Annotated in this window: 19 protein-coding genes; 4 read left to right on the top strand and 15 right to left on the bottom strand. The window is 62.4% G+C overall.

Features of this window, described 5'->3' with window-relative positions; all coding sequences use genetic code 11:
* Positions 1 to 56: 56 nt before the first annotated feature.
* Together hrcA and grpE are read left to right on the top strand one after the other, a co-directional pair.
* Positions 57 to 1,145, top strand: a complete 1,089-nt coding sequence (gene hrcA / locus K6M89_RS24655) for a heat-inducible transcriptional repressor HrcA (protein WP_222141321.1) — start codon at positions 57 to 59, stop codon at positions 1,143 to 1,145.
* 177 nt (positions 1,146 to 1,322) lie between these two features.
* Positions 1,323 to 1,955 carry a nucleotide exchange factor GrpE gene (grpE, locus tag K6M89_RS24650; protein ID WP_222141320.1) on the top strand — a complete coding sequence of 211 codons (633 nt, stop codon included), beginning with the start codon at positions 1,323 to 1,325 and terminating at the stop codon, positions 1,953 to 1,955.
* Between the two features lie 42 nt (positions 1,956 to 1,997).
* On the opposite strand, the gene K6M89_RS24645 is transcribed toward grpE, so the two are convergent.
* Positions 1,998 to 2,942: a nucleoside hydrolase gene (locus K6M89_RS24645; RefSeq protein WP_222141319.1), complete on the bottom strand. Its 945-nt coding sequence runs from the start codon at positions 2,940 to 2,942 to the stop codon at positions 1,998 to 2,000.
* Between the two features lie 295 nt (positions 2,943 to 3,237).
* Between K6M89_RS24645 and K6M89_RS24640 the strand changes: the two genes are divergently transcribed.
* On the top strand, positions 3,238 to 3,663 hold the full coding sequence (locus K6M89_RS24640; RefSeq protein WP_097579504.1) for an Hsp20 family protein: 426 nt from the start codon (positions 3,238 to 3,240) through the stop codon (positions 3,661 to 3,663).
* Between the two features lie 47 nt (positions 3,664 to 3,710).
* Positions 3,711 to 3,968, top strand: a complete 258-nt coding sequence (locus K6M89_RS24635) for a BQ00720 family protein (protein WP_008524631.1) — start codon at positions 3,711 to 3,713, stop codon at positions 3,966 to 3,968.
* A 294-nt stretch (positions 3,969 to 4,262) separates the two neighbouring features.
* On the opposite strand, the gene trmB is transcribed toward K6M89_RS24635, so the two are convergent.
* The 14 genes from trmB to K6M89_RS24565 all read right to left on the bottom strand — a co-directional run bounded on the left by trmB (position 4,263) and on the right by K6M89_RS24565 (position 16,834).
* Positions 4,263 to 4,964, bottom strand: coding sequence for a tRNA (guanine(46)-N(7))-methyltransferase TrmB (gene trmB / locus K6M89_RS24630; RefSeq protein WP_222141318.1), 702 nt, complete (start codon positions 4,962 to 4,964; stop codon positions 4,263 to 4,265).
* Positions 4,961 to 6,214 carry a methionine adenosyltransferase gene (gene metK / locus K6M89_RS24625; protein ID WP_097579506.1) on the bottom strand — a complete coding sequence of 418 codons (1,254 nt, stop codon included), beginning with the start codon at positions 6,212 to 6,214 and terminating at the stop codon, positions 4,961 to 4,963. Before metK ends, trmB begins: the two co-directional genes overlap by 4 nt.
* Positions 6,215 to 6,391: 177 nt before the next feature.
* Positions 6,392 to 6,811, bottom strand: coding sequence for a helix-turn-helix domain-containing protein (locus K6M89_RS24620; RefSeq protein WP_004679846.1), 420 nt, complete (start codon positions 6,809 to 6,811; stop codon positions 6,392 to 6,394).
* A gap of 152 nt (positions 6,812 to 6,963) precedes the next feature.
* The gene (gene lnt, locus K6M89_RS24615) at positions 6,964 to 8,568 is read right to left on the bottom strand and encodes an apolipoprotein N-acyltransferase (protein ID WP_222141317.1); all 1,605 of its coding nucleotides are present in this window, start codon (positions 8,566 to 8,568) and stop codon (positions 6,964 to 6,966) included.
* A gap of 227 nt (positions 8,569 to 8,795) precedes the next feature.
* The gene (locus K6M89_RS24610; protein ID WP_097579509.1) at positions 8,796 to 9,941 is read right to left on the bottom strand and encodes a hemolysin family protein; all 1,146 of its coding nucleotides are present in this window, start codon (positions 9,939 to 9,941) and stop codon (positions 8,796 to 8,798) included.
* Entirely contained in the window at positions 9,938 to 10,453 is a 516-nt protein-coding gene (gene ybeY / locus K6M89_RS24605; RefSeq protein WP_222141316.1) for an rRNA maturation RNase YbeY, read from the bottom strand. The genes K6M89_RS24610 and ybeY overlap by 4 nt, the downstream gene beginning before the upstream one ends.
* Positions 10,453 to 11,508, bottom strand: coding sequence for a PhoH family protein (locus K6M89_RS24600; RefSeq protein ID WP_064681381.1), 1,056 nt, complete (start codon positions 11,506 to 11,508; stop codon positions 10,453 to 10,455). Before K6M89_RS24600 ends, ybeY begins: the two co-directional genes overlap by 1 nt.
* A gap of 18 nt (positions 11,509 to 11,526) precedes the next feature.
* A complete protein-coding gene (gene miaB, locus K6M89_RS24595; RefSeq protein WP_222141315.1) occupies positions 11,527 to 12,936 on the bottom strand; it encodes a tRNA (N6-isopentenyl adenosine(37)-C2)-methylthiotransferase MiaB in 1,410 nt (469 codons plus the stop codon).
* A gap of 149 nt (positions 12,937 to 13,085) precedes the next feature.
* Positions 13,086 to 13,883: a lyso-ornithine lipid O-acyltransferase gene (olsA, locus tag K6M89_RS24590; RefSeq protein WP_222141314.1), complete on the bottom strand. Its 798-nt coding sequence runs from the start codon at positions 13,881 to 13,883 to the stop codon at positions 13,086 to 13,088.
* A gap of 27 nt (positions 13,884 to 13,910) precedes the next feature.
* Positions 13,911 to 14,339: a Fur family transcriptional regulator gene (locus K6M89_RS24585; protein ID WP_010028198.1), complete on the bottom strand. Its 429-nt coding sequence runs from the start codon at positions 14,337 to 14,339 to the stop codon at positions 13,911 to 13,913.
* Between the two features lie 83 nt (positions 14,340 to 14,422).
* Entirely contained in the window at positions 14,423 to 14,917 is a 495-nt protein-coding gene (locus tag K6M89_RS24580; RefSeq protein WP_222141313.1) for a GNAT family N-acetyltransferase, read from the bottom strand.
* Between the two features lies 1 nt (position 14,918).
* Complete coding sequence (tsaB, locus tag K6M89_RS24575; protein WP_222141312.1) at positions 14,919 to 15,578, bottom strand: tRNA (adenosine(37)-N6)-threonylcarbamoyltransferase complex dimerization subunit type 1 TsaB; 660 nt, start codon at positions 15,576 to 15,578, stop codon at positions 14,919 to 14,921.
* 88 nt (positions 15,579 to 15,666) lie between these two features.
* Positions 15,667 to 16,233, bottom strand: coding sequence for a NifU family protein (locus K6M89_RS24570; protein ID WP_222141311.1), 567 nt, complete (start codon positions 16,231 to 16,233; stop codon positions 15,667 to 15,669).
* Positions 16,234 to 16,342: 109 nt separating this feature from the next.
* The gene (locus K6M89_RS24565) at positions 16,343 to 16,834 is read right to left on the bottom strand and encodes a universal stress protein (protein ID WP_010027937.1); all 492 of its coding nucleotides are present in this window, start codon (positions 16,832 to 16,834) and stop codon (positions 16,343 to 16,345) included.
* Positions 16,835 to 16,919: the final 85 nt, after the last annotated feature.

The following is a 16,919-nucleotide window of genomic DNA, read 5'->3' as shown; positions in this document are numbered from 1 at the left end:
GGGGCGAGTTTGACTATATTTTCGGGAAGCATCATCAGTTTGGGTTCGAGAGGTTCATGGGCACCAGGTCGACGTCGGTTTCGGATGCCGTTGCCGTGCTGGACGAGCGCTCCCGGGAAATCTTTCGCCGCATCGTCGAAGGGTATCTGGAAAGCGGCGAACCGCTCGGCTCGCGCAATCTGTCACGCCTCCTGCCGATGTCGCTGTCGCCGGCCTCGGTGCGCAACGTCATGAGCGATCTCGAAGAGCTCGGCCTGATCTATTCGCCGCATGTCAGCGCCGGCCGGCTGCCGACCCAGATCGGCCTGCGCTTCTTCGTCGATGCCTTCATGCAGATCGGCGATCTCTCCGCCGAGGAGCGCGCCAATATCGACCGCCAGGTGCGGGCCGAAAGCGGCGGCAATCCGGTGGAATCGATGATGAACGAGGCGAGCCGCATGCTGTCGGGCATTTCCCGCGGCGCCGGCCTCGTCATCACCTCAAAGAGCGATCCGGTGCTGAAGCATGTCGAGTTCATCCGGCTCGAGCCGACAAAGGCGCTCGCCGTGCTCGTCGGCGATCACGATCAGGTGGAAAACCGTATCATCGAGCTGCCGGCCGGCGTCACCTCCTCGCAGCTGACGGAGGCGGCAAATTTCCTCAATGCGCACATGTCCGGCCAGACCCTGCCGGAGCTCCGCAAACAATTGAGCCGGCTGAAGGACGATGTCCGCCACGAGCTCGATGCGCTGTCGCGTGATCTGGTAGAGCGCGGCATCGCCGTCTGGGCCGGCAGCCCCGACGAAGGAAAGCCCGCCCAGCTGATCATTCGCGGCCGCGCCAACCTGCTCGAAGGGCTCGGTGGCGCCGAGGATCTCGACCGGCTGCGCATGCTGTTCGACGATCTCGAAAAGAAGGACAGCCTGATCGAGATCCTCAATCTGGCCGAAAGCGGCTCGGGCGTGCGCATCTTCATCGGCTCGGAAAACAAGCTCTTCTCGCTGTCCGGCTCGTCGCTGATCGTCGCGCCCTATCGCGACGAGGACGACCGGATCGTCGGCGCTGTCGGCGTCATCGGCCCGACGCGGCTCAATTATTCCCGCATCGTGCCGATGGTGGATTACACCGCCCAGCTCGTCTCCCGCCTTTCGCGCAATCCGCTTTGACGCGCTTTAGCTCTTTGTTTTAATGCATGTCGTTATCCCGGAACCGCAGCACACTTCCGGGCGACATGCATTAGCGCACAACTCCGCGGAATTTTCGCTTCTTTGTCACGCAGACTTGATTTTTTTCGGTCAAACCTCGATATCGGGCGCATCAGAAGACACCAACCGGAGACCGTCATGACCGATGAAACGACGAAAAACGGACCTGACGCAACTGCGGCCGATGCCGCAGCCGACGCCGCCGCCTACGTCGAGAACGATACAGTGCAGGAAGAGACCGCCCAGCCAGACCCGCTTGAGCTTTTGAAAGCCGAAAACAGCGAGCTGCGCGACCGCTATCTGCGCCTCGCCGCCGAGATGGACAATCTGCGCCGCCGCACCGAGCGCGAGGTCAAGGACGCCAAGTCCTATTCCGTCGCCGGTTTCGCCCGCGATATGCTCGCCGTCTCCGACAATCTGCGCCGGGCGCTGGATGCCATCTCTCCGGAGGCCAAGGCCACTGCCGATGCTGGCCTGACCACGCTGATCGAAGGTGTCGAGATGACCGAACGTGCCATGCTGTCGGCGCTCGAGCGCCATGGTGTGCGCAAGCTGGAGCCGGTCGGCCAGAAGTTCGATCCGAATTTCCATCAGGCGATGTTCGAGGTGCCGAACTCAGAGGTGCCTAATAACACGGTCGTCCAGGTCGTGCAGGCGGGCTTTACCATCGGCGAGCGCGTGCTGCGCCCGGCCATGGTCGGTGTCGCCAAGGGCGGCCCGAAGCCGGCCGAAGCCGAAACCAATTCCGTCTTCGACGAGAAGGACGCCTGAGATCGCTTTCCTTCCCTCTTGCTGGAGAAGGAAAGCCAAAAATCAGATGCGGGCGAAACGTTCGATCAGAAGATCGAAGAAACCGTCCGCATCGACATGGCGCATCACCCGGGCATTGCGCTTGCGCTGCGTCACATGCCACCAGTCGACCACGGTCATGCCGACGGTGAGTTCGGATTGCACCTCGATCTCGACATTGGAGTCCCGGCCTTTGAAAAGCTCCGGCTTCAAGAGATAGGCGATCACGGTCGGGTCGTGCAGCGGCCCGCCGTCGGATCCGTATTTCTCGATATCGAAGCGTTCGAAGAATTCCAGCATCTCGACCATCGCCTTTGCCGGCGCCGTGCCGATCTCGGCCATGCGCTTCACCCGGTCCTTGCGGGTCAGCAACTGGTGCGTCACGTCGAGCGGCATCATCACGATCGGCACGCCCGAGCGGAAGACGATGTCGGCGGCTTCCGGATCGACATAGATGTTGAATTCGGCCGCCGGCGTGATGTTGCCGCCCTCGAAGAAGCCGCCGCCCATCATCACCAACTCGCGGATGCGGGGTGCGATATCCGGCGCCTTCTGCAAGGCCATGCCGATATTGGTGAGCGGCCCGAGCGTGCAGAGCGTCACGGTGCCTTCCGGCTCGCGGCGCAGCGTCTCGATGATGAAGTCGACGGAATGGCCCGGCTGCAGCGCCATCGTCGGTTCGGAGAGTTCGGGGCCGTCGAGGCCGGTCTTGCCGTGCACGTGCTCCGCCGTCACCAGCTTGCGGGCGATCGGCCTGTCGGCGCCGGCGAAAACCTTCGTCTCCGGTCGGCCGCAGAGCTCGCAGACGATGCGCGCATTGCGGCTGGTCAGCGAAAGCGGCACGTTGCCGGCGACCGTCGTGATCCCCAGCACCTCCAGCTCATCGGGGCTGCCGAAGGCCAGCATGATGGCGGCCGCGTCGTCCTGGCCCGGATCCGTGTCGATGATGATTTTTCTTGCGCTTGCCATTGCGACCGTCCCGTCCTCGCCATGCCGGTTGCTGCGGCATGCACCACTTCTTCATTTCCCGTCACAAATCAGCACATTTCGCACGGGGCACGTTTTGATGCGAGGCGAGGGCCGCTTTGTCAAGCAAGCAGGCGGGCTCCGGTCATCTTAAACTTGAGAGGGCTTAAAATCGGGGAGGTGTCGCCGACAGGCCGCGCGCGCCTTGCAGCGTCGGGGTCCTGTCCCCATATTAGCGGCATCCGGATGCTGCGCTTGAGGTCCGGGATGGTCGCTTGCATCAAGGACTTGAAAAGAGATGAGCCGCATTACCCCTTTCGCCAGCCCGCTGCTTCTGGGCTTCGATGCCATGGAAAAGACGCTGGAGCGCATTTCCAAGGCGAGCGACGGATATCCGCCCTATAATATCGAGCGCATCGCCGCCGACAGCGGCGCGCCGGAACGGCTGCGCATCACCCTTGCGGTGGCCGGCTTCAGCGAGGAAGAACTCGACGTTTCCACCGAGGAGAGCCAGCTTGTGATCCGCGGTCGCCAGGTGGAGCAAGGCGAGCGGGATTATCTCTATCGCGGGATCGCCGCCCGCCAGTTCCAACGCACCTTCGTTCTTGCCGACGGCATGCAGGTGCTCGGCGCCGGCCTGAAGAACGGCCTGCTCTCTGTCGATCTAATTCGTCCGGAACCCGCGCGCATGGTCAAGAAAATTAACATTTCGGTTTCACAGTAGCACAACGGTTTGTCGAACCGTTGGTCCCTTCTTCCGGAGGAACAGGAATGTTGATGAAAGAAGCCACGTCTCACTTGACCAAATCCGAGCTTGCCCACATCGGCAACGGCGAGGTCGCCTACATCAGAAAAATGCGCACCGAAGAGGTCGCCAAGTGTTTCCCCGAGGCGCCGGATATCGATCCGAACGTCGATCTCTGGGCACTCTTCGGCGCCGACGGCACGCCGATCCTCCTGACGGACAACCGCTCCAGCACCTTCTTCAAGGCCGCCGAGGACGAACTGAAGACGGTCAGCCTGCACTGACCGTCGAATAGTGCCTAATTGTCGCGACGCTGCTTCATCGTCGTTGGTGCTGTGCCGTGTGGCCCCCTCATCCGACCCTTCGGGCCACCTTCTCCCCGCTGGGGAGAAGAGGGAGAATTCCGCTTCGCCATCGCCCCATTGGACGGTGTGCCTTTAAGCAGATAGATTCGTTTGGGCAGTGTCGGCACGCCTTGTTCCCTCTTCTCCCCAGCTGGGGAGAAGGTGGCCCGAAGGGTCGGATGAGGGGGCCGCACGGCACGCCCGTCACTATTGCCCTTTAGCTGCCGTTGAAACTCAGATCTTCCGAAACGTCAGATAGGCCGAAGACCGGCCCTCGCGTCGCGCCTTGGCCTCATAGCGGGTGCTCGGCCAACCCTCGTAGGGCGTCAGCCAGTCGGCAGCATTGTCGGCGATCCAGTCGAAGCCGCCATGGTCGCGGCATTTGAGCAGCGTCCAGTTCACATAGGTGTCGATGTCGGAGGCAAAGCAGAACAGCCCGCCGGGCCTCAGCACGCGATGGAAGCGGTCGAGATTGGTCTTCGAGACGAAGCGCCGCTTCCAGTGCTTCCGCTTCGGCCAGGGATCGGGATAGAGCAGGTCGATCTGGTCGAGCGACGCGTCCGGCAGCCAGTCGAGCAGCTGCGTCGCGTCGTCGTTGTAGACGCGGATATTGCGCGCCCCCGTCTCGCCGATGCGCGACAACAGCTTCTGCATGGAATTGACGAAGGGCTCGACGCCGATGAAGCCGGTCGCAGGCCCTTCCAAGGCGCGGTGGATCAGATGCTCGCCGCCGCCGAAACCGATTTCCAGCCGCAATGTTTTGACGGGATCCGGGAAGAGTGAGGTCAGCGGCTCCGGAGGAGCCGCCGAGAGGTCGACGAGGAATGCCGGGAGCAGGCTGTTTAGCGTCTCGGCCTGCTGTTCGCGCAGGGCCTTGCCCTTGCGGCGACCGAAAAAGGCTTCGGTCGCCCGGCCCCGGCGCTCCATATCCGTCATGCAGCGGCCTTGGTCTTGACGGCTTCCTTCAGCGCCTTGACGAGGTCGGTGCGCTCCCAGGAGAACGAGCCGTCGCGGCCGGCCTTGCGGCCGAAATGCCCGTAAGCCGAAGTCTTGGCGTAGATCGGCTTGTTGAGGTCGAGGTGACGGCGGATGCCCGACGGCGACAGGTCCATATTCTCGCGGATCGCCGCTTCGACCTGGTCTTCGGAGACGCCCTTGCCGGTGCCGTGCAGGTCGACATAGATCGACAGCGGCTGGGCGACGCCGATCGCGTAGGAGAGCTGGATCGTGCAGCGGTCGGCAAGGCCGGCGGCCACGACGTTCTTGGCGAGATAGCGGGCGGCATAGGCGGCCGAACGGTCGACCTTGGTCGTGTCCTTGCCGGAGAATGCGCCGCCGCCATGCGGCGCCGCACCGCCATAGGTGTCGACAATGATCTTGCGGCCGGTGAGGCCGGCATCACCGTCCGGTCCGCCGATGACGAACTTTCCGGTCGGGTTGATGTACCACTTGCAATCATCGGCGATCTTCAGCTCGCCGAGCGCTTCGCGGATATAGGGTTCGACGACGGCGCGGACCTTGTTGGAATCCCAGCTCTCGTCGAGATGCTGGGTGGAAAGCACGATCGAGGTCGCTTCCGACGGCTTGCCGTCGAGGTAACGCACGGTCACCTGGCTCTTGGCGTCGGGGCCGAGCTTGGCGACTTCGCCATCGCCCTTCTTGCGGGCGACCGCCAGCAGCTGCAGGATCTTGTGGGAATAATAGATCGGCGCCGGCATCAGGTCCGGCGTCTCGCGGCAGGCATAACCGAACATGATGCCCTGGTCGCCGGCGCCCTCGTCGCCCTGCTGGTCGGCGGCGCTGTCGACGCCCTGGGCGATGTCTGCCGACTGCGAGTGCAGCAGCACGTCGATCTTTGCCTTCTTCCAGTGGAAGCCGTCCTGTTCGTAGCCGATATCCTTGATCGCGCGGCGAGCGGCGGCCTTGAACTTCGAGGGATTGATGACGTCGTTGCCGTCCTTGTCCTTCTTCATCAGGCTCGGCGGCAGGCGGACTTCGCCGGCAATGACGACGCGGTTGGTCGTCGCCAGCGTTTCACAGGCAATGCGCACGCCCCACGGATTGACGCCGGTCTTGGCCGCTTCGCGGTAGACCAGATCGACGATCTCGTCGGAGATGCGGTCACACACTTTGTCCGGGTGACCTTCGGCAACAGATTCGCTGGTAAAGAGATAATTCGCGCGCATTCCGGGATTCCCCTCAAAGAATAAAAGCCTGCTAGTAGGTACTCAGTTCGAGCGCCGATGACAAGCGCAGAAGGACATAAATATATCTTTATATCCGCGACAAAGTGACAAATTTTGCCCCAAAAACGCAAAAAAGCGGCCTTTCGGCCGCCTTCCATTCTGCGAAGGGAGCTGTGATCAGTCGGCGTCGGCTTCGGCCGCGAGCGCCTTGACCAGTTCCACGACCTTGCGGCGAACCTTGGGATCGGAAATCTTCACGAAGGCGCGGTTGAGTTGCAGGCCTTCGGAGGAGGAGAGGAAATCGACGACATAATTCGAGCTGGAGGCTTCGGCCATGCCGCCGATGGCGCCGGAATGTTCGCCGGGTGCATCCTCGAAGAAGAAGGAGACCGGGACGTTCAAAATGCTCGAGATATTCTGCAGACGGCTAGCACCGACGCGGTTGGTGCCCTTTTCATATTTCTGGATCTGCTGAAAGGTGATGCCGAGGCTTTCGCCAAGCTTTTCCTGGCTCATGCCCAGCATCGTTCGGCGGAGGCGAATGCGGCTGCCAACATGGATGTCGATGGGATTCGGCTTTTTCTTGTTTTCTATCATGATCGTGCCCTAGCTACGAATTTCAACCTGTGTCCAAACCGGCATGCCCCTGATCCATCCCAAAACGCCACGTTGCAGTCGGTGGGAACCCACCTTCCAACATACGTTAGGAACGCCGATTGTCATCACTATGCAATTTTAGGGGTTTTTGGTCAATTCAACCCTAAAATAAAACCTCCGCGCGAGATCAGCGCAATCAAAATCAAAAGAGCCTCGGTCAACCAGAAGTATGTCTGGTGGGGGTATGTGGTTCCGAACCCATCACTGAGGCTATCGACAGTTGCATCAATAAAGCCGGTTTCTCCAAGATCGAGGCCGGCGATTATTTCTCCGTGGGCGTTCACCAGCGCCGAAATGCCGCTATTGGCGTCGCGAATCAGCGGCAGGCCGGTCTCGACCGCCCGCACCCGCGCCTGCAGGAAATGCTGATAGGGGCCGGGCGTCATGCCGAACCAGGCATCATTGGTGAGGTTGAGGAGGGCGTTGGCGTCCTTTATGTCGCCGGTCATTTCATCAGGAAAAATGATCTCGTAGCAGATCAGCGGATAAAGATTGAGGCCGCCGGGCAGCGCCAGCAGGTGCCGGCTTGCGGCAGCCGAAAACCCGCCGGGTATCTCGACGACGTTCTGGATGCCGAGTTCGGTGAGAAGGTCTTCGAAGGGCAGATATTCGCCGAAGGGCACCAGGTGCACCTTGTCGGAGGCTGCAATGATCTGGCCGCGGCCGTCGATCACATAGATGGAATTGTAGTAGCGCACCGGCGTGCCCGGTCCCATCTCCTCGGCGCGCACCGCGCCGGCGATCAGGATCTGGTCGTCGTCGAGCGTATCGGCGATCCGCGTCAGCGCATCCTGGTTGTCGGTCAGGATGAAGGGGATCGAGGTTTCCGGCCAGACGATGATATTGGGCTTGCGTCCGCCATTCCTCGGCGCCTCGGCCGAAAGCTTGAGATGCGTCTCGAAGATCGCATTGCGATCGGCGTCGTTGTCCATCTTCGCCGCCTGGTCGATGGCCGGCTGCACCAGCCGCACCACCGGCCGCTTGTCCTCGGGCAACGGTGCCGGCCGCGGCGCCAGATAGAGAGCGTAGGCGCCGTAGCCGAGATGGGCGGCAAATAGCAGGACGGCAAGCGCAATGCCGGTGCGTGCGCCCTGCCGGGTGCCGACAAGGGCGGGGGCGGAAAAGACGAAGACGGCAAGGGCGGTGACGCCCATCGCTCCGATCACGTGCGCCGACTGCATCATCAGCGGAACCGGCATCAGGCCGTAGCCGATGGCGTTCCAGGGAAAACCGGTCAGGATGACGCTGCGAAGCCATTCCATCAGCCCGAAGCCGGCTGCAAGTGCGGCGATCCGCCCCATGCCGTCGGACCAGAAGATGCGGGCCAGTGCGACAGCCAGCCCGTAGAAGATCGCCAGACCGGCCGGCAGACCGAGGATGGCGAGCGGCAGCGCCCAGGCGAACTCCTCCGAATCGACCAGCAGCGCATGGCCGAGCCACCAGAGGCCGGCGACGAAATAGCCGAAGCCGAATAGCCAGCCGACCGCAAAGGCCGGCCACAGCCTGCCGATCAGCCCGCTTTCAGGAGAAGCCGCTGCCCCGTCGATCAGCCAGACGAGCAGCGTGAAGGAGAGGAACATCGCCGCGAAAAAGCCGAAGGGGGGCAGCGCCAGCACGGCGAATGCCCCTGCGGCAACGGCCAGCAACGACCGTTTGACCCCCCAGACGAGGATAACCCTGTCCGCAAGCCGCTCCATGCGCACTCCCATCAAACCGCGAATCAACCCATCCGCAGTCTTTCAAAAAAGCGGCTCTTTGTCCTGTTAGAGCATGTCGCGCAGAAGTGTGCAGCGATTTTGCGGCAACGACATGCGCAAAACAAAGAGCTAAATTAAAGCGCAAGGAGCGAATCTGAAAGATCGCGACACGCTTTAATGCATGTCGTCAGGAACCGCGCAGCGGTTCGGGAATGACGACACGTTGACTAGTTGGCGGTCGATTCGGCCGGGCGGTCGTCGCCGGTCTCGGAGCCGGGCGTGATGTCGCCGGCCTCTTTGGCGCGGCGGCGGATCGCGTGGCGCTTGCGGGTGATGCGCAGCCGTTTGATCCGGCGTGGATCGGCATCGAGGATGTGGAACTCGAAATTCGGCAGCGCCTGGACGACCTCTCCGCGCACCGGAATGCGGCCGAGGGCCGAGAAGATCAGCCCGCCCAGCGTATCGACTTCGTCGACCTGCTCGCTGATGTCGAAATCCGGCCCGATCGCTGCGGCGATCTCTTCCAGTTCGACGCGGGCGTCGGCGATGAAGACGTCTTCGGCAACCCGCTTGAACATCACCTCTTCGTCGTCATGTTCGTCGTCGATGTCACCGACCACCATTTCGACGATGTCCTCATGCGAGGCGAGACCGTCGGTGCCGCCATATTCGTCGATGACCAGCGCCATCTGCGTGCGGTTCACCTGCATCCGGCGCAACAGGTCGGAGGCCAGCATAGACGGCGGTACGAACAGGATCTTGCGGATGATGCCGGCCTCGGCCAGCGTCTTCTGCAGGTCGACGCGGGCGAGATCGAAATTCGGCTTGGCCGAACGCGTCGGCTTCTGGATATTCTCGGGCGCAACGTCGATCGCCGGCAGGGTAACGGCCGGCTTTGTCGGGCCGCGGCGCTTGTTGCGCGCCTGTTTGGCGACATAGGAGAGCAGGTCGCGGATATGCACCATGCCGCGCGGATCGTCGAGCGTATCGGCATAGACGGGCATGCGCGAGCGGCCGGATTCCTCGAACAGGATCATCAGCTCGCCGATGGTGATGTTCTGGTCGACGGCCTCGATATCGGCGCGCGGCACCATCACGTCGGCGACGCGCACTTCGCGGAAGCGCAGGATATTATGCAGCATCGCCCGCTCGTCGGGCGAAAAGGCGTCGTCGCCGGCCGCGTCGGTCATCAGCGCGTCGGCCAGATCCTCGCGCAGCCGCGAGCCCTGCTGCGGGCGGAGAATGCGCGCGGCGCGCGACCAGAAGGATTGGGATCGGCCGGATGGCCGACTACTACTGCCTGCCTCGTCCGAAGAGGAGGATGACTCGGAGTCCTTGGCGTCTGCCGCCGGCTTCGTCGTAAAGTCGCTCATGGTTCCATTTTAAGGTCTTGACCCTCGTAAGGATCAGATAGGCCGAGCTGCGCCAAAATGCGAGTCTCCAGCCCCTCCATAATTTCGGCTTCGGTACTATTCATATGGTCGTAGCCGAGAAGATGCAAGAAACCGTGCACCAGAAGATGGGTCAGGTGGTCGTCGAAACTCTTTTCGAGCTCATGGGCCTCCCGCTCCACCGTCTCCCGGGCGATGATGATATCGCCGAGCATCGGGCCGGGCATTTTTCCCGGCTGAACCGGAAAGGCCGGAAAGGAGAGCACGTTGGTCGCCTTGTCCTTGCCGCGCCACTCGGCGTTGATGTCCTGGATCGAGGCGTCGTCGGTAAAGACCAGCGAAACCTCGGGCGGTATCGTCGGGAAGGGCTGCTTTTCGCTGTCGCGGAGATAGACTGCCGCTGCCCCGAGCACGCGGCCGCAAAAAGCCAGCAGCGTCTCTTCCTCGGGCCAGCCGATGTTCTCGATGCTGATCTGGATGTCGAGCTCGGCCATTAGTCCTGCCGGCTGACGTCTTCAGCAGCATCGACGGCATAGGTGGAATCATAGGCCCTGACGATGCGCCCGACCAACGGGTGACGCACGACGTCGGTATCCTTGAAACGCACGATCGAGATGCCCTCGACGCCGTTCAGCAGCTGCAGGGCCTCGACCAGGCCGGATTTGACGCCGCGCGGCAGGTCGATCTGGCTCGGGTCGCCGGTGACGATCATCCGGGCATTCTCGCCGAGGCGCGTCAGGAACATCTTCATCTGCATCGACGTGGTGTTCTGCGCTTCGTCGAGGATAATCGCGGCATTGGCGAGCGTGCGGCCGCGCATGAAGGCGAGCGGCGCGATCTCGATGACCCCGGCGGTGATTGCCCGGTCGACCTTGTCGGCGGGGATCATGTCGTAGAGCGCGTCATAGAGCGGGCGAAGATAGGGATCGACCTTTTCCTTCATGTCGCCGGGCAGGAAGCCCAGGCGCTCACCGGCCTCGACGGCCGGACGCGACAGGATGATCTTTTCGACGGCGCCGCGTTCCAGCAGCTGGGCGGCATGGGCGACGGCGAGATAGGTCTTGCCGGTGCCGGCCGGGCCGACGCCGAAGACCAGTTCGGAGCGTTCCAGCGCCCTGATATAGGCGTCCTGGGTCGGCGTGCGGGCGATGATCGTCTTCTTGCGGGTGGAGACCTGCGCCATCGTCAGCTTGGCCTTGCGCTCCATTGTGGGCAGGCTGAGCTGGTCGTCGGCGGCGACCGCCATGCGGATTGCGCCCTCGACGTCGGATCGTTCCACGCTGCCGCCTTTCTGAAGCTTTTCATAGAGATAGTCGAGCGTGCGCCGTGCCTGGTTGGTGGTCACGACGTCGCCCGATATGACGACGGAATTACCGCGCGCCCGCGCATCGATGTTGAGCCGCTCCTCGAGCAGCTTGAGGTTCTGGTCGAATTGACCGAAGAGCTCGCTGGCGAACCGATTGTTCTCGAACGTCAGGACGAAGTGATTGGTGTCGCTCGGCGTGCGGGGGTGGCGCGGTGAAGAAGAAACCAATTCTTGTCCGTTCAAGCGGTCGGGCTCCTTGGGTTAGACCGCAGCCTCTGCGCGTTCGGCAAACAGGCTGTTCGTTCCGGTTCCGGTGATTCGCACTTTAATAATGTCACCGATTTGCGATGCTTTTGCATCAACATTCACGGATTGAAGCCAGGGAGAACGTCCGATTAGCTGGCCGGGCATGCGGCCGGGCTTTTCGAGCAGCAGATCGATCTCCTTGCCGATGCAGGATTCGGCAAATTCCTGCTGCTGCTTCAAAAGAAGCGCTTGCAGGCGTTCCAGCCGTTCTGCCTTGATTTCTTCCGGCACCTGGTCCTTCAGTTCCGCACCGGGTGTGCCCGGCCGTGTCGAGTATTTGAACGAGAAGGCCTGCGCGTAGCGCACCTCCTCTACAAGTCTCAGTGTATCCTCAAAATCCGCGTCTGTCTCCCCCGGAAAGCCGGTGATGAAATCGCCCGACAGCGCGATGTCGGGCCGCACCGTGCGGATGCGTTCGATCAGCGTCAGATATTCGGCGGCCGTATGGCGCCGGTTCATCGCTTTCAGGATGCGGTCCGAGCCCGATTGCACCGGCAGGTGCAGATAGGGCATCAGCGCCCGCAAGTCGCGGTGGGCCTCGATCAGCCGGTCGTCCATGTCGCGCGGATGGCTGGTGGTATAACGCAGCCGGGCAAGGCCGGGGATCTCGGCAAGGCGGTAGAGCAGGTCGCCGAGGCTCCATGCCTCGCCCCTCGGCCCGGTGCCGTGCCAGGCATTGACGTTCTGGCCGAGCAGGGTGATCTCGCGCACGCCGGCTTCGACCAGCTTTTCGGCTTCCTCGACGATCTGGGAAACCGGCCGCGACACTTCCGAGCCGCGGGTATAGGGCACGACGCAGAAGGTGCAGAACTTGTCGCAGCCCTCCTGCACCGTCAGGAAGGCGGTGACGCCGCGGGCGCGGATCTTCCGGCTCTCGGCGATCGGCAGATGTTCGAACTTGTCCTCGATCGCATATTCGGTATCGACGACGCGCTGGCCCTGTTTGGCCCGCCGCAGCGCTTCCGGCAGGCGATGATAGGTCTGCGGACCGATGACGACGTCGACGGCCGGCGCCCGGCGCAGGATCTCCTCGCCTTCGGCCTGGGCGACGCAGCCGGCAACGCCGATCATCATGTCCCTTCCGTCCGCCGCCTTCTTCTTCTTCATCTCGCGCAGCCGGCCGAGCGCGGAGTAGACCTTCTCGGCCGCCTTTTCGCGGATATGGCAGGTGTTGAGAAGGACGAGGTCGGCCTCTTCCATGTCCTCGGTCGGCTCGTAACCGTCGCGGGCGAGCGCATCGCTCATGCGCGTGGAATCATAGACGTTCATCTGGCAGCCATAGGTCTTGATAAAGACCTTGCGGCTGTTGGAGCCGTCGCGGAGCATCGGCTCCGGGGCCTGGAGAAGGGCGCTGTCCTGTGTCATGGCGGCTATGTAGTGGTTTTTGCCGCCCGAGAAAATCAAAATCTTGTTTTAGCAGCCGCGCAAAACTGTGCAGCGATCTTGCGGCAACGACATGCGAGAAAACCAGGAGCTAGAGCGCGAGGAGCGCATCTGAAAGATCGCGACGCGTTTTAGGAAATTTCCCGCCCGCGCAGGCGGCTGTTCAGGAGGTTGCGGATTCGCGAGGCAATCGTCGCGCTGACCTCCTTGCGGTTGGTGTCGGCGCGGTATTCCACTGCTTCGCCGAAGCAAACCTCCGCGTCGAGGGCGCCGCATCTGACGATGTCGATGAGGTGCGGCAAGAGCTCGATATCCCCCGGCCAGGCGGCGAGCGGCCTGTGATAGCGTCCCATCGGGATGCCGTGCACCCGGGTATAGGCGATCGCCACCGGCTGCACCACGACTGTTCCCGTCGGCGAGGCGGGCACGGCCATCGCGGCGGCGCCGAACAGCGAGGATTTCACCTCCAGCAGCCGGTTCCCGTCCGAGGTCGTGCCCTCGGGGAAGAGCACGATGATTTCGCCGTCGGCCATGCGCCCGGCGATTTCATTGGCCTGATGGCCGGTTTTGCGCCTCTCCTCGCGCACGACGAAGACGCTTTTCTGCAGCTTGGCGAGCGTGCCGAAGATCGGCCAGTCGGCCACCTCGATCTTGGCGATGAAGGCGACGTCGGCAACGGCCGACATCACCATGATATCCATCCAGGACGAATGGTTGGAGCAGAGCATCAGCGGCCGCCGGTCTTCCAGCCTGCCGCTCACGCGCACGCGGATGCCGAGGCAATAGCAGCTGATGCGGTGCCAGATGCGCGGCAGCCGGCGGCGCAGCCGCCAGTCGAAACGCAGCGCCAGCAGCTGCAGCGGTATGAGCACGATGCTGACGGCAAGGATGACGGCCGCAGCCAAGGCGATGCGCAGCCAGGCGATCAAAGATGCTGCTCCCGGGCGGCCATTGCTTCAGAGATCGTCCTTCTTCAACGGAATGCCATAGAGCTCCAGGCGATGGTCGACCAGCTGGAAGCCGTGCTCGCGGGCGATGCGTTCCTGCAGCGCCTCGATCTCCGGCGAGCGAAATTCGATGACCGTGCCGGTTTTCAGGTCGATGAGGTGGTCGTGGTGCTCTTCCGGCACTGTTTCGTAGCGCGAGCGCCCGTCGCGGAAGTCATGGCGGGCGATGATGCCGGCATCCTCGAACAGTTTGACGGTGCGATAGACGGTCGAGATCGAGATTTTCGCATCGACTTTCACCGAGCGGCGGTAGAGCTCTTCGACGTCGGGATGGTCTGCCGAATCTTCCAGGATACGCGCGATCACCCGGCGCTGCTCGGTCATGCGCATGCCGCGTTCGGCGCAAAGCTCCTCAAGGGTCTTGGCTACATCAGGCATGGCCCGCCTTCAAAAATATTCGCGTTTCGACAACGCCCGCACGGTCGTCGCGCCGGTCGGCCTGTCATCTCTCTGCCACGGAACTACCGAAGAACGCGCTTCATGACAAGCGCCGTGGAAAGGGCGCCGCTTTCCTGCTTGTAGTAGCCTTGGCGCTCGCCGACCTTCTCGAAGCCGAGCTTGCGGTAGAGGCCGAGGGCGGCCGTATTGCCGTTGTCGACCTCGAGAAACATGCTCTCGCCGCCGCGCGCCCGTGCCTCCCGCATCGCCGCTTGCATCAGCCGCCAGCCGAGCCCGGAACGGGCGACCTTCGCCTGCACGGCGATCGTCAGGATTTCCGCCTCGCCGGCGACCTGGCGGGCAAGAATGAAGCCGGGCAGCGGCTTCTTCAGGATGGCATTGGTCTGGCGTGCGACGAAGCCGAACACGGTCTCCTGCGACAGCAGGCTGTGGAACTCGCCGTCGCCCCAGGGCCTTGCGAAACGCTCGCCATGCAGGACGGCGACGTCGCGGCAATCCTCGCGCTCCATGGCGATGATCTCGAATTCCGGCTTCAGCGTCAGATAGGCTTCCAGCATGTCACACTCGTCGCGCAATCGCATATCCGGCCTGCGGTTTGGCATCCGGTCCGCGCAGATAAAGGGGCTTTGGCTTTCCGGCATCGTCGGCAGCAGCACCGAGGCGCGCCACGACCGAAATCGGAAACACGTTGGCATGGTCGCCGCCGGCGTCCGCCTTCAGGAGCGGCGTTGCCGAACCGGTGATCTCGCCGTCGAAGCCGGCGGCGAAAGCCTGGACATCGGCGACGCTTGCCGCCCGCGGTGCATCGAGTGGAGAACCATCCGCCGCAAAGGACTGGAGATAGATTTCGTCCCGCTTGGCGTCCATGGCCGCAAGCACCGCGCGGCCGGGCGTCCTCTCACGCTCTGCGGCCGCCATCACTTCGAGCGTGGTGACGCCGACGACGGGGATTTGCAGGGACAGCGCAAAGCCGCGGGCTGCGGCAACGCCGATGCGGATACCGGTAAAGGAGCCGGGGCCAATGGTGACGGCGAGGCGGTCGATCTGGGAAAGCGTCATATCGGCCTGAGCCAGCGCACGGTCGACGATATCGATCAGATGTTCAGCATGCCCCTTGCCGATCATGTCCGATGCCTCCCCCAGCACCGTATTCCTGCCGCTGTCATAAACGGCGGCGGAGCAATCTACACCTGCCGTGTCGAGCGCCAGAACGATCATGCCATCAATTTCCGAATAAACTCTTGTCGCTAACCATAAACCCGTCCGGCCGAACGAGAGATGAACGGCCGGAACGAATTCGAGATTTTCAAGCGGCAATCACTTCCTGCACTTCGGGTACGAAATGGCGCAGCAGGTTCTGGACGCCGTGCTTTAGCGTCGCCGTCGAAGACGGGCAGCCGGAGCAGGAACCCTTCATGTTCAGATAGACCTTGCCGTCCTTGAAGCCGCGGAAGGTGATATCGCCGCCGTCCTGGGCAACGGCCGGGCGCACGCGGGTCTCCAGAAGCTCCTTGATGGTCAGCACGATCGATTCGTCGCATTCGTCGAAGAATTCGTCGCCGGCATCGGAGTCCTCGGACAGAATGGAGGCGTCGCCCATGACCGGCTTGCCGGACATGAAATGCTCCATGATCGAGCCCAATATAGCCGGCTTAAGATGCTGCCATTCGGCATCGTCCTTGGAGACGGAAATGAAATCATAGCCGAAATAGACGCCGGTGACGCCAGGAATTTCGAACAGGCGGGCAGCGAGCGGCGAGGCTTCGGCCTCTTCGGCGCTGCGGAACTCGGCGGTACCGGTTTCCATGACCACCTTGCCCGGCAGAAACTTCTGCGTGGCGGGATTCGGCGTGGCTTCGGTCTGAATGAACATCTGGCTCTCCATGCGGCGGGCCCAAGACCTCGGCCGTCTTTAGAATTCTTCAAAAGAAAATAGGCCCATTGCCTGATCTAATCAAGAGACTTGTACTCAAGAAATAGGCTCAGCAGAGGGCGTCGATTTCCTCGTTGGTCAGCGTATCCGGCAGCACGGTCACCGGAATCGGAAACGCCGCCGCGCGGCCGGCGATCGACGAGACCAGCGGTCCCGGACCTTCCTTCGCCGAACCGGCGGCCAGAACGAGGATCGCCACATCGCGGTCGTCCTCGATCACCGCGTTGATCTGTTCGGCCGCACCGCCTTCGCGGATGACGATTTCCGGTTCGATGCCGATCGTCTCGCGCACGATCTGGGCGATCTTGGCGACGGTCGCCTCGGCCTCTTCACGGGCTTCCGCCCGCATGATCGCCTCGACGCCCAGCCATTGCTGGAAATCCCCGTCGGGAATGACGTAGAGCAGCACCAGCCCGCCATTGGAATTCTTCGCGCGCCGCCCGGCATAATGAACGGCGCGTTGGCATTCGGGTGTACCGTCGATCACCGCCATGAATTTGCGGCGATGACCTTCGAGCCGTGAGAGTCGCTTCGATACCATGGCGCGGACTCTGACACCCGAAGCGGAAAAATTGCAAGCTCAGTTTTTGCTCCTCTTCCCCCAACCGGGAGAAGAGGAGATGTGC

This window comes from Rhizobium croatiense, assembly GCF_019793465.1.
In the GTDB taxonomy this organism is placed as follows: Bacteria; Pseudomonadota; Alphaproteobacteria; order Rhizobiales; family Rhizobiaceae; genus Rhizobium; species Rhizobium croatiense.
This window is presented reverse-complemented; position numbering and strand designations above follow the sequence as displayed.

Coding starts and splice junctions, on each gene's coding strand:
- hrcA (WP_222141321.1), top strand. CDS start 57: ATGGGCACCAGGTCGACGTCGGTTTCGGATGCCGTTGCCGTGCTGGAC.
- grpE (WP_222141320.1), top strand. CDS start 1,323: ATGACCGATGAAACGACGAAAAACGGACCTGACGCAACTGCGGCCGAT.
- K6M89_RS24645 (WP_222141319.1), bottom strand. CDS start 2,942: ATGGCAAGCGCAAGAAAAATCATCATCGACACGGATCCGGGCCAGGAC.
- K6M89_RS24640 (WP_097579504.1), top strand. CDS start 3,238: ATGAGCCGCATTACCCCTTTCGCCAGCCCGCTGCTTCTGGGCTTCGAT.
- K6M89_RS24635 (WP_008524631.1), top strand. CDS start 3,711: ATGTTGATGAAAGAAGCCACGTCTCACTTGACCAAATCCGAGCTTGCC.
- trmB (WP_222141318.1), bottom strand. CDS start 4,964: ATGACGGATATGGAGCGCCGGGGCCGGGCGACCGAAGCCTTTTTCGGT.
- metK (WP_097579506.1), bottom strand. CDS start 6,214: ATGCGCGCGAATTATCTCTTTACCAGCGAATCTGTTGCCGAAGGTCAC.
- K6M89_RS24620 (WP_004679846.1), bottom strand. CDS start 6,811: ATGATAGAAAACAAGAAAAAGCCGAATCCCATCGACATCCATGTTGGC.
- lnt (WP_222141317.1), bottom strand. CDS start 8,568: ATGGAGCGGCTTGCGGACAGGGTTATCCTCGTCTGGGGGGTCAAACGG.
- K6M89_RS24610 (WP_097579509.1), bottom strand. CDS start 9,941: ATGAGCGACTTTACGACGAAGCCGGCGGCAGACGCCAAGGACTCCGAG.
- ybeY (WP_222141316.1), bottom strand. CDS start 10,453: ATGGCCGAGCTCGACATCCAGATCAGCATCGAGAACATCGGCTGGCCC.
- miaB (WP_222141315.1), bottom strand. CDS start 12,936: ATGACACAGGACAGCGCCCTTCTCCAGGCCCCGGAGCCGATGCTCCGC.
- K6M89_RS24585 (WP_010028198.1), bottom strand. CDS start 14,339: ATGCCTGATGTAGCCAAGACCCTTGAGGAGCTTTGCGCCGAACGCGGC.
- K6M89_RS24580 (WP_222141313.1), bottom strand. CDS start 14,917: ATGCTGGAAGCCTATCTGACGCTGAAGCCGGAATTCGAGATCATCGCC.
- tsaB (WP_222141312.1), bottom strand. CDS start 15,578: ATGATCGTTCTGGCGCTCGACACGGCAGGTGTAGATTGCTCCGCCGCC.
- K6M89_RS24570 (WP_222141311.1), bottom strand. CDS start 16,233: ATGTTCATTCAGACCGAAGCCACGCCGAATCCCGCCACGCAGAAGTTT.
- K6M89_RS24565 (WP_010027937.1), bottom strand. CDS start 16,834: ATGGTATCGAAGCGACTCTCACGGCTCGAAGGTCATCGCCGCAAATTC.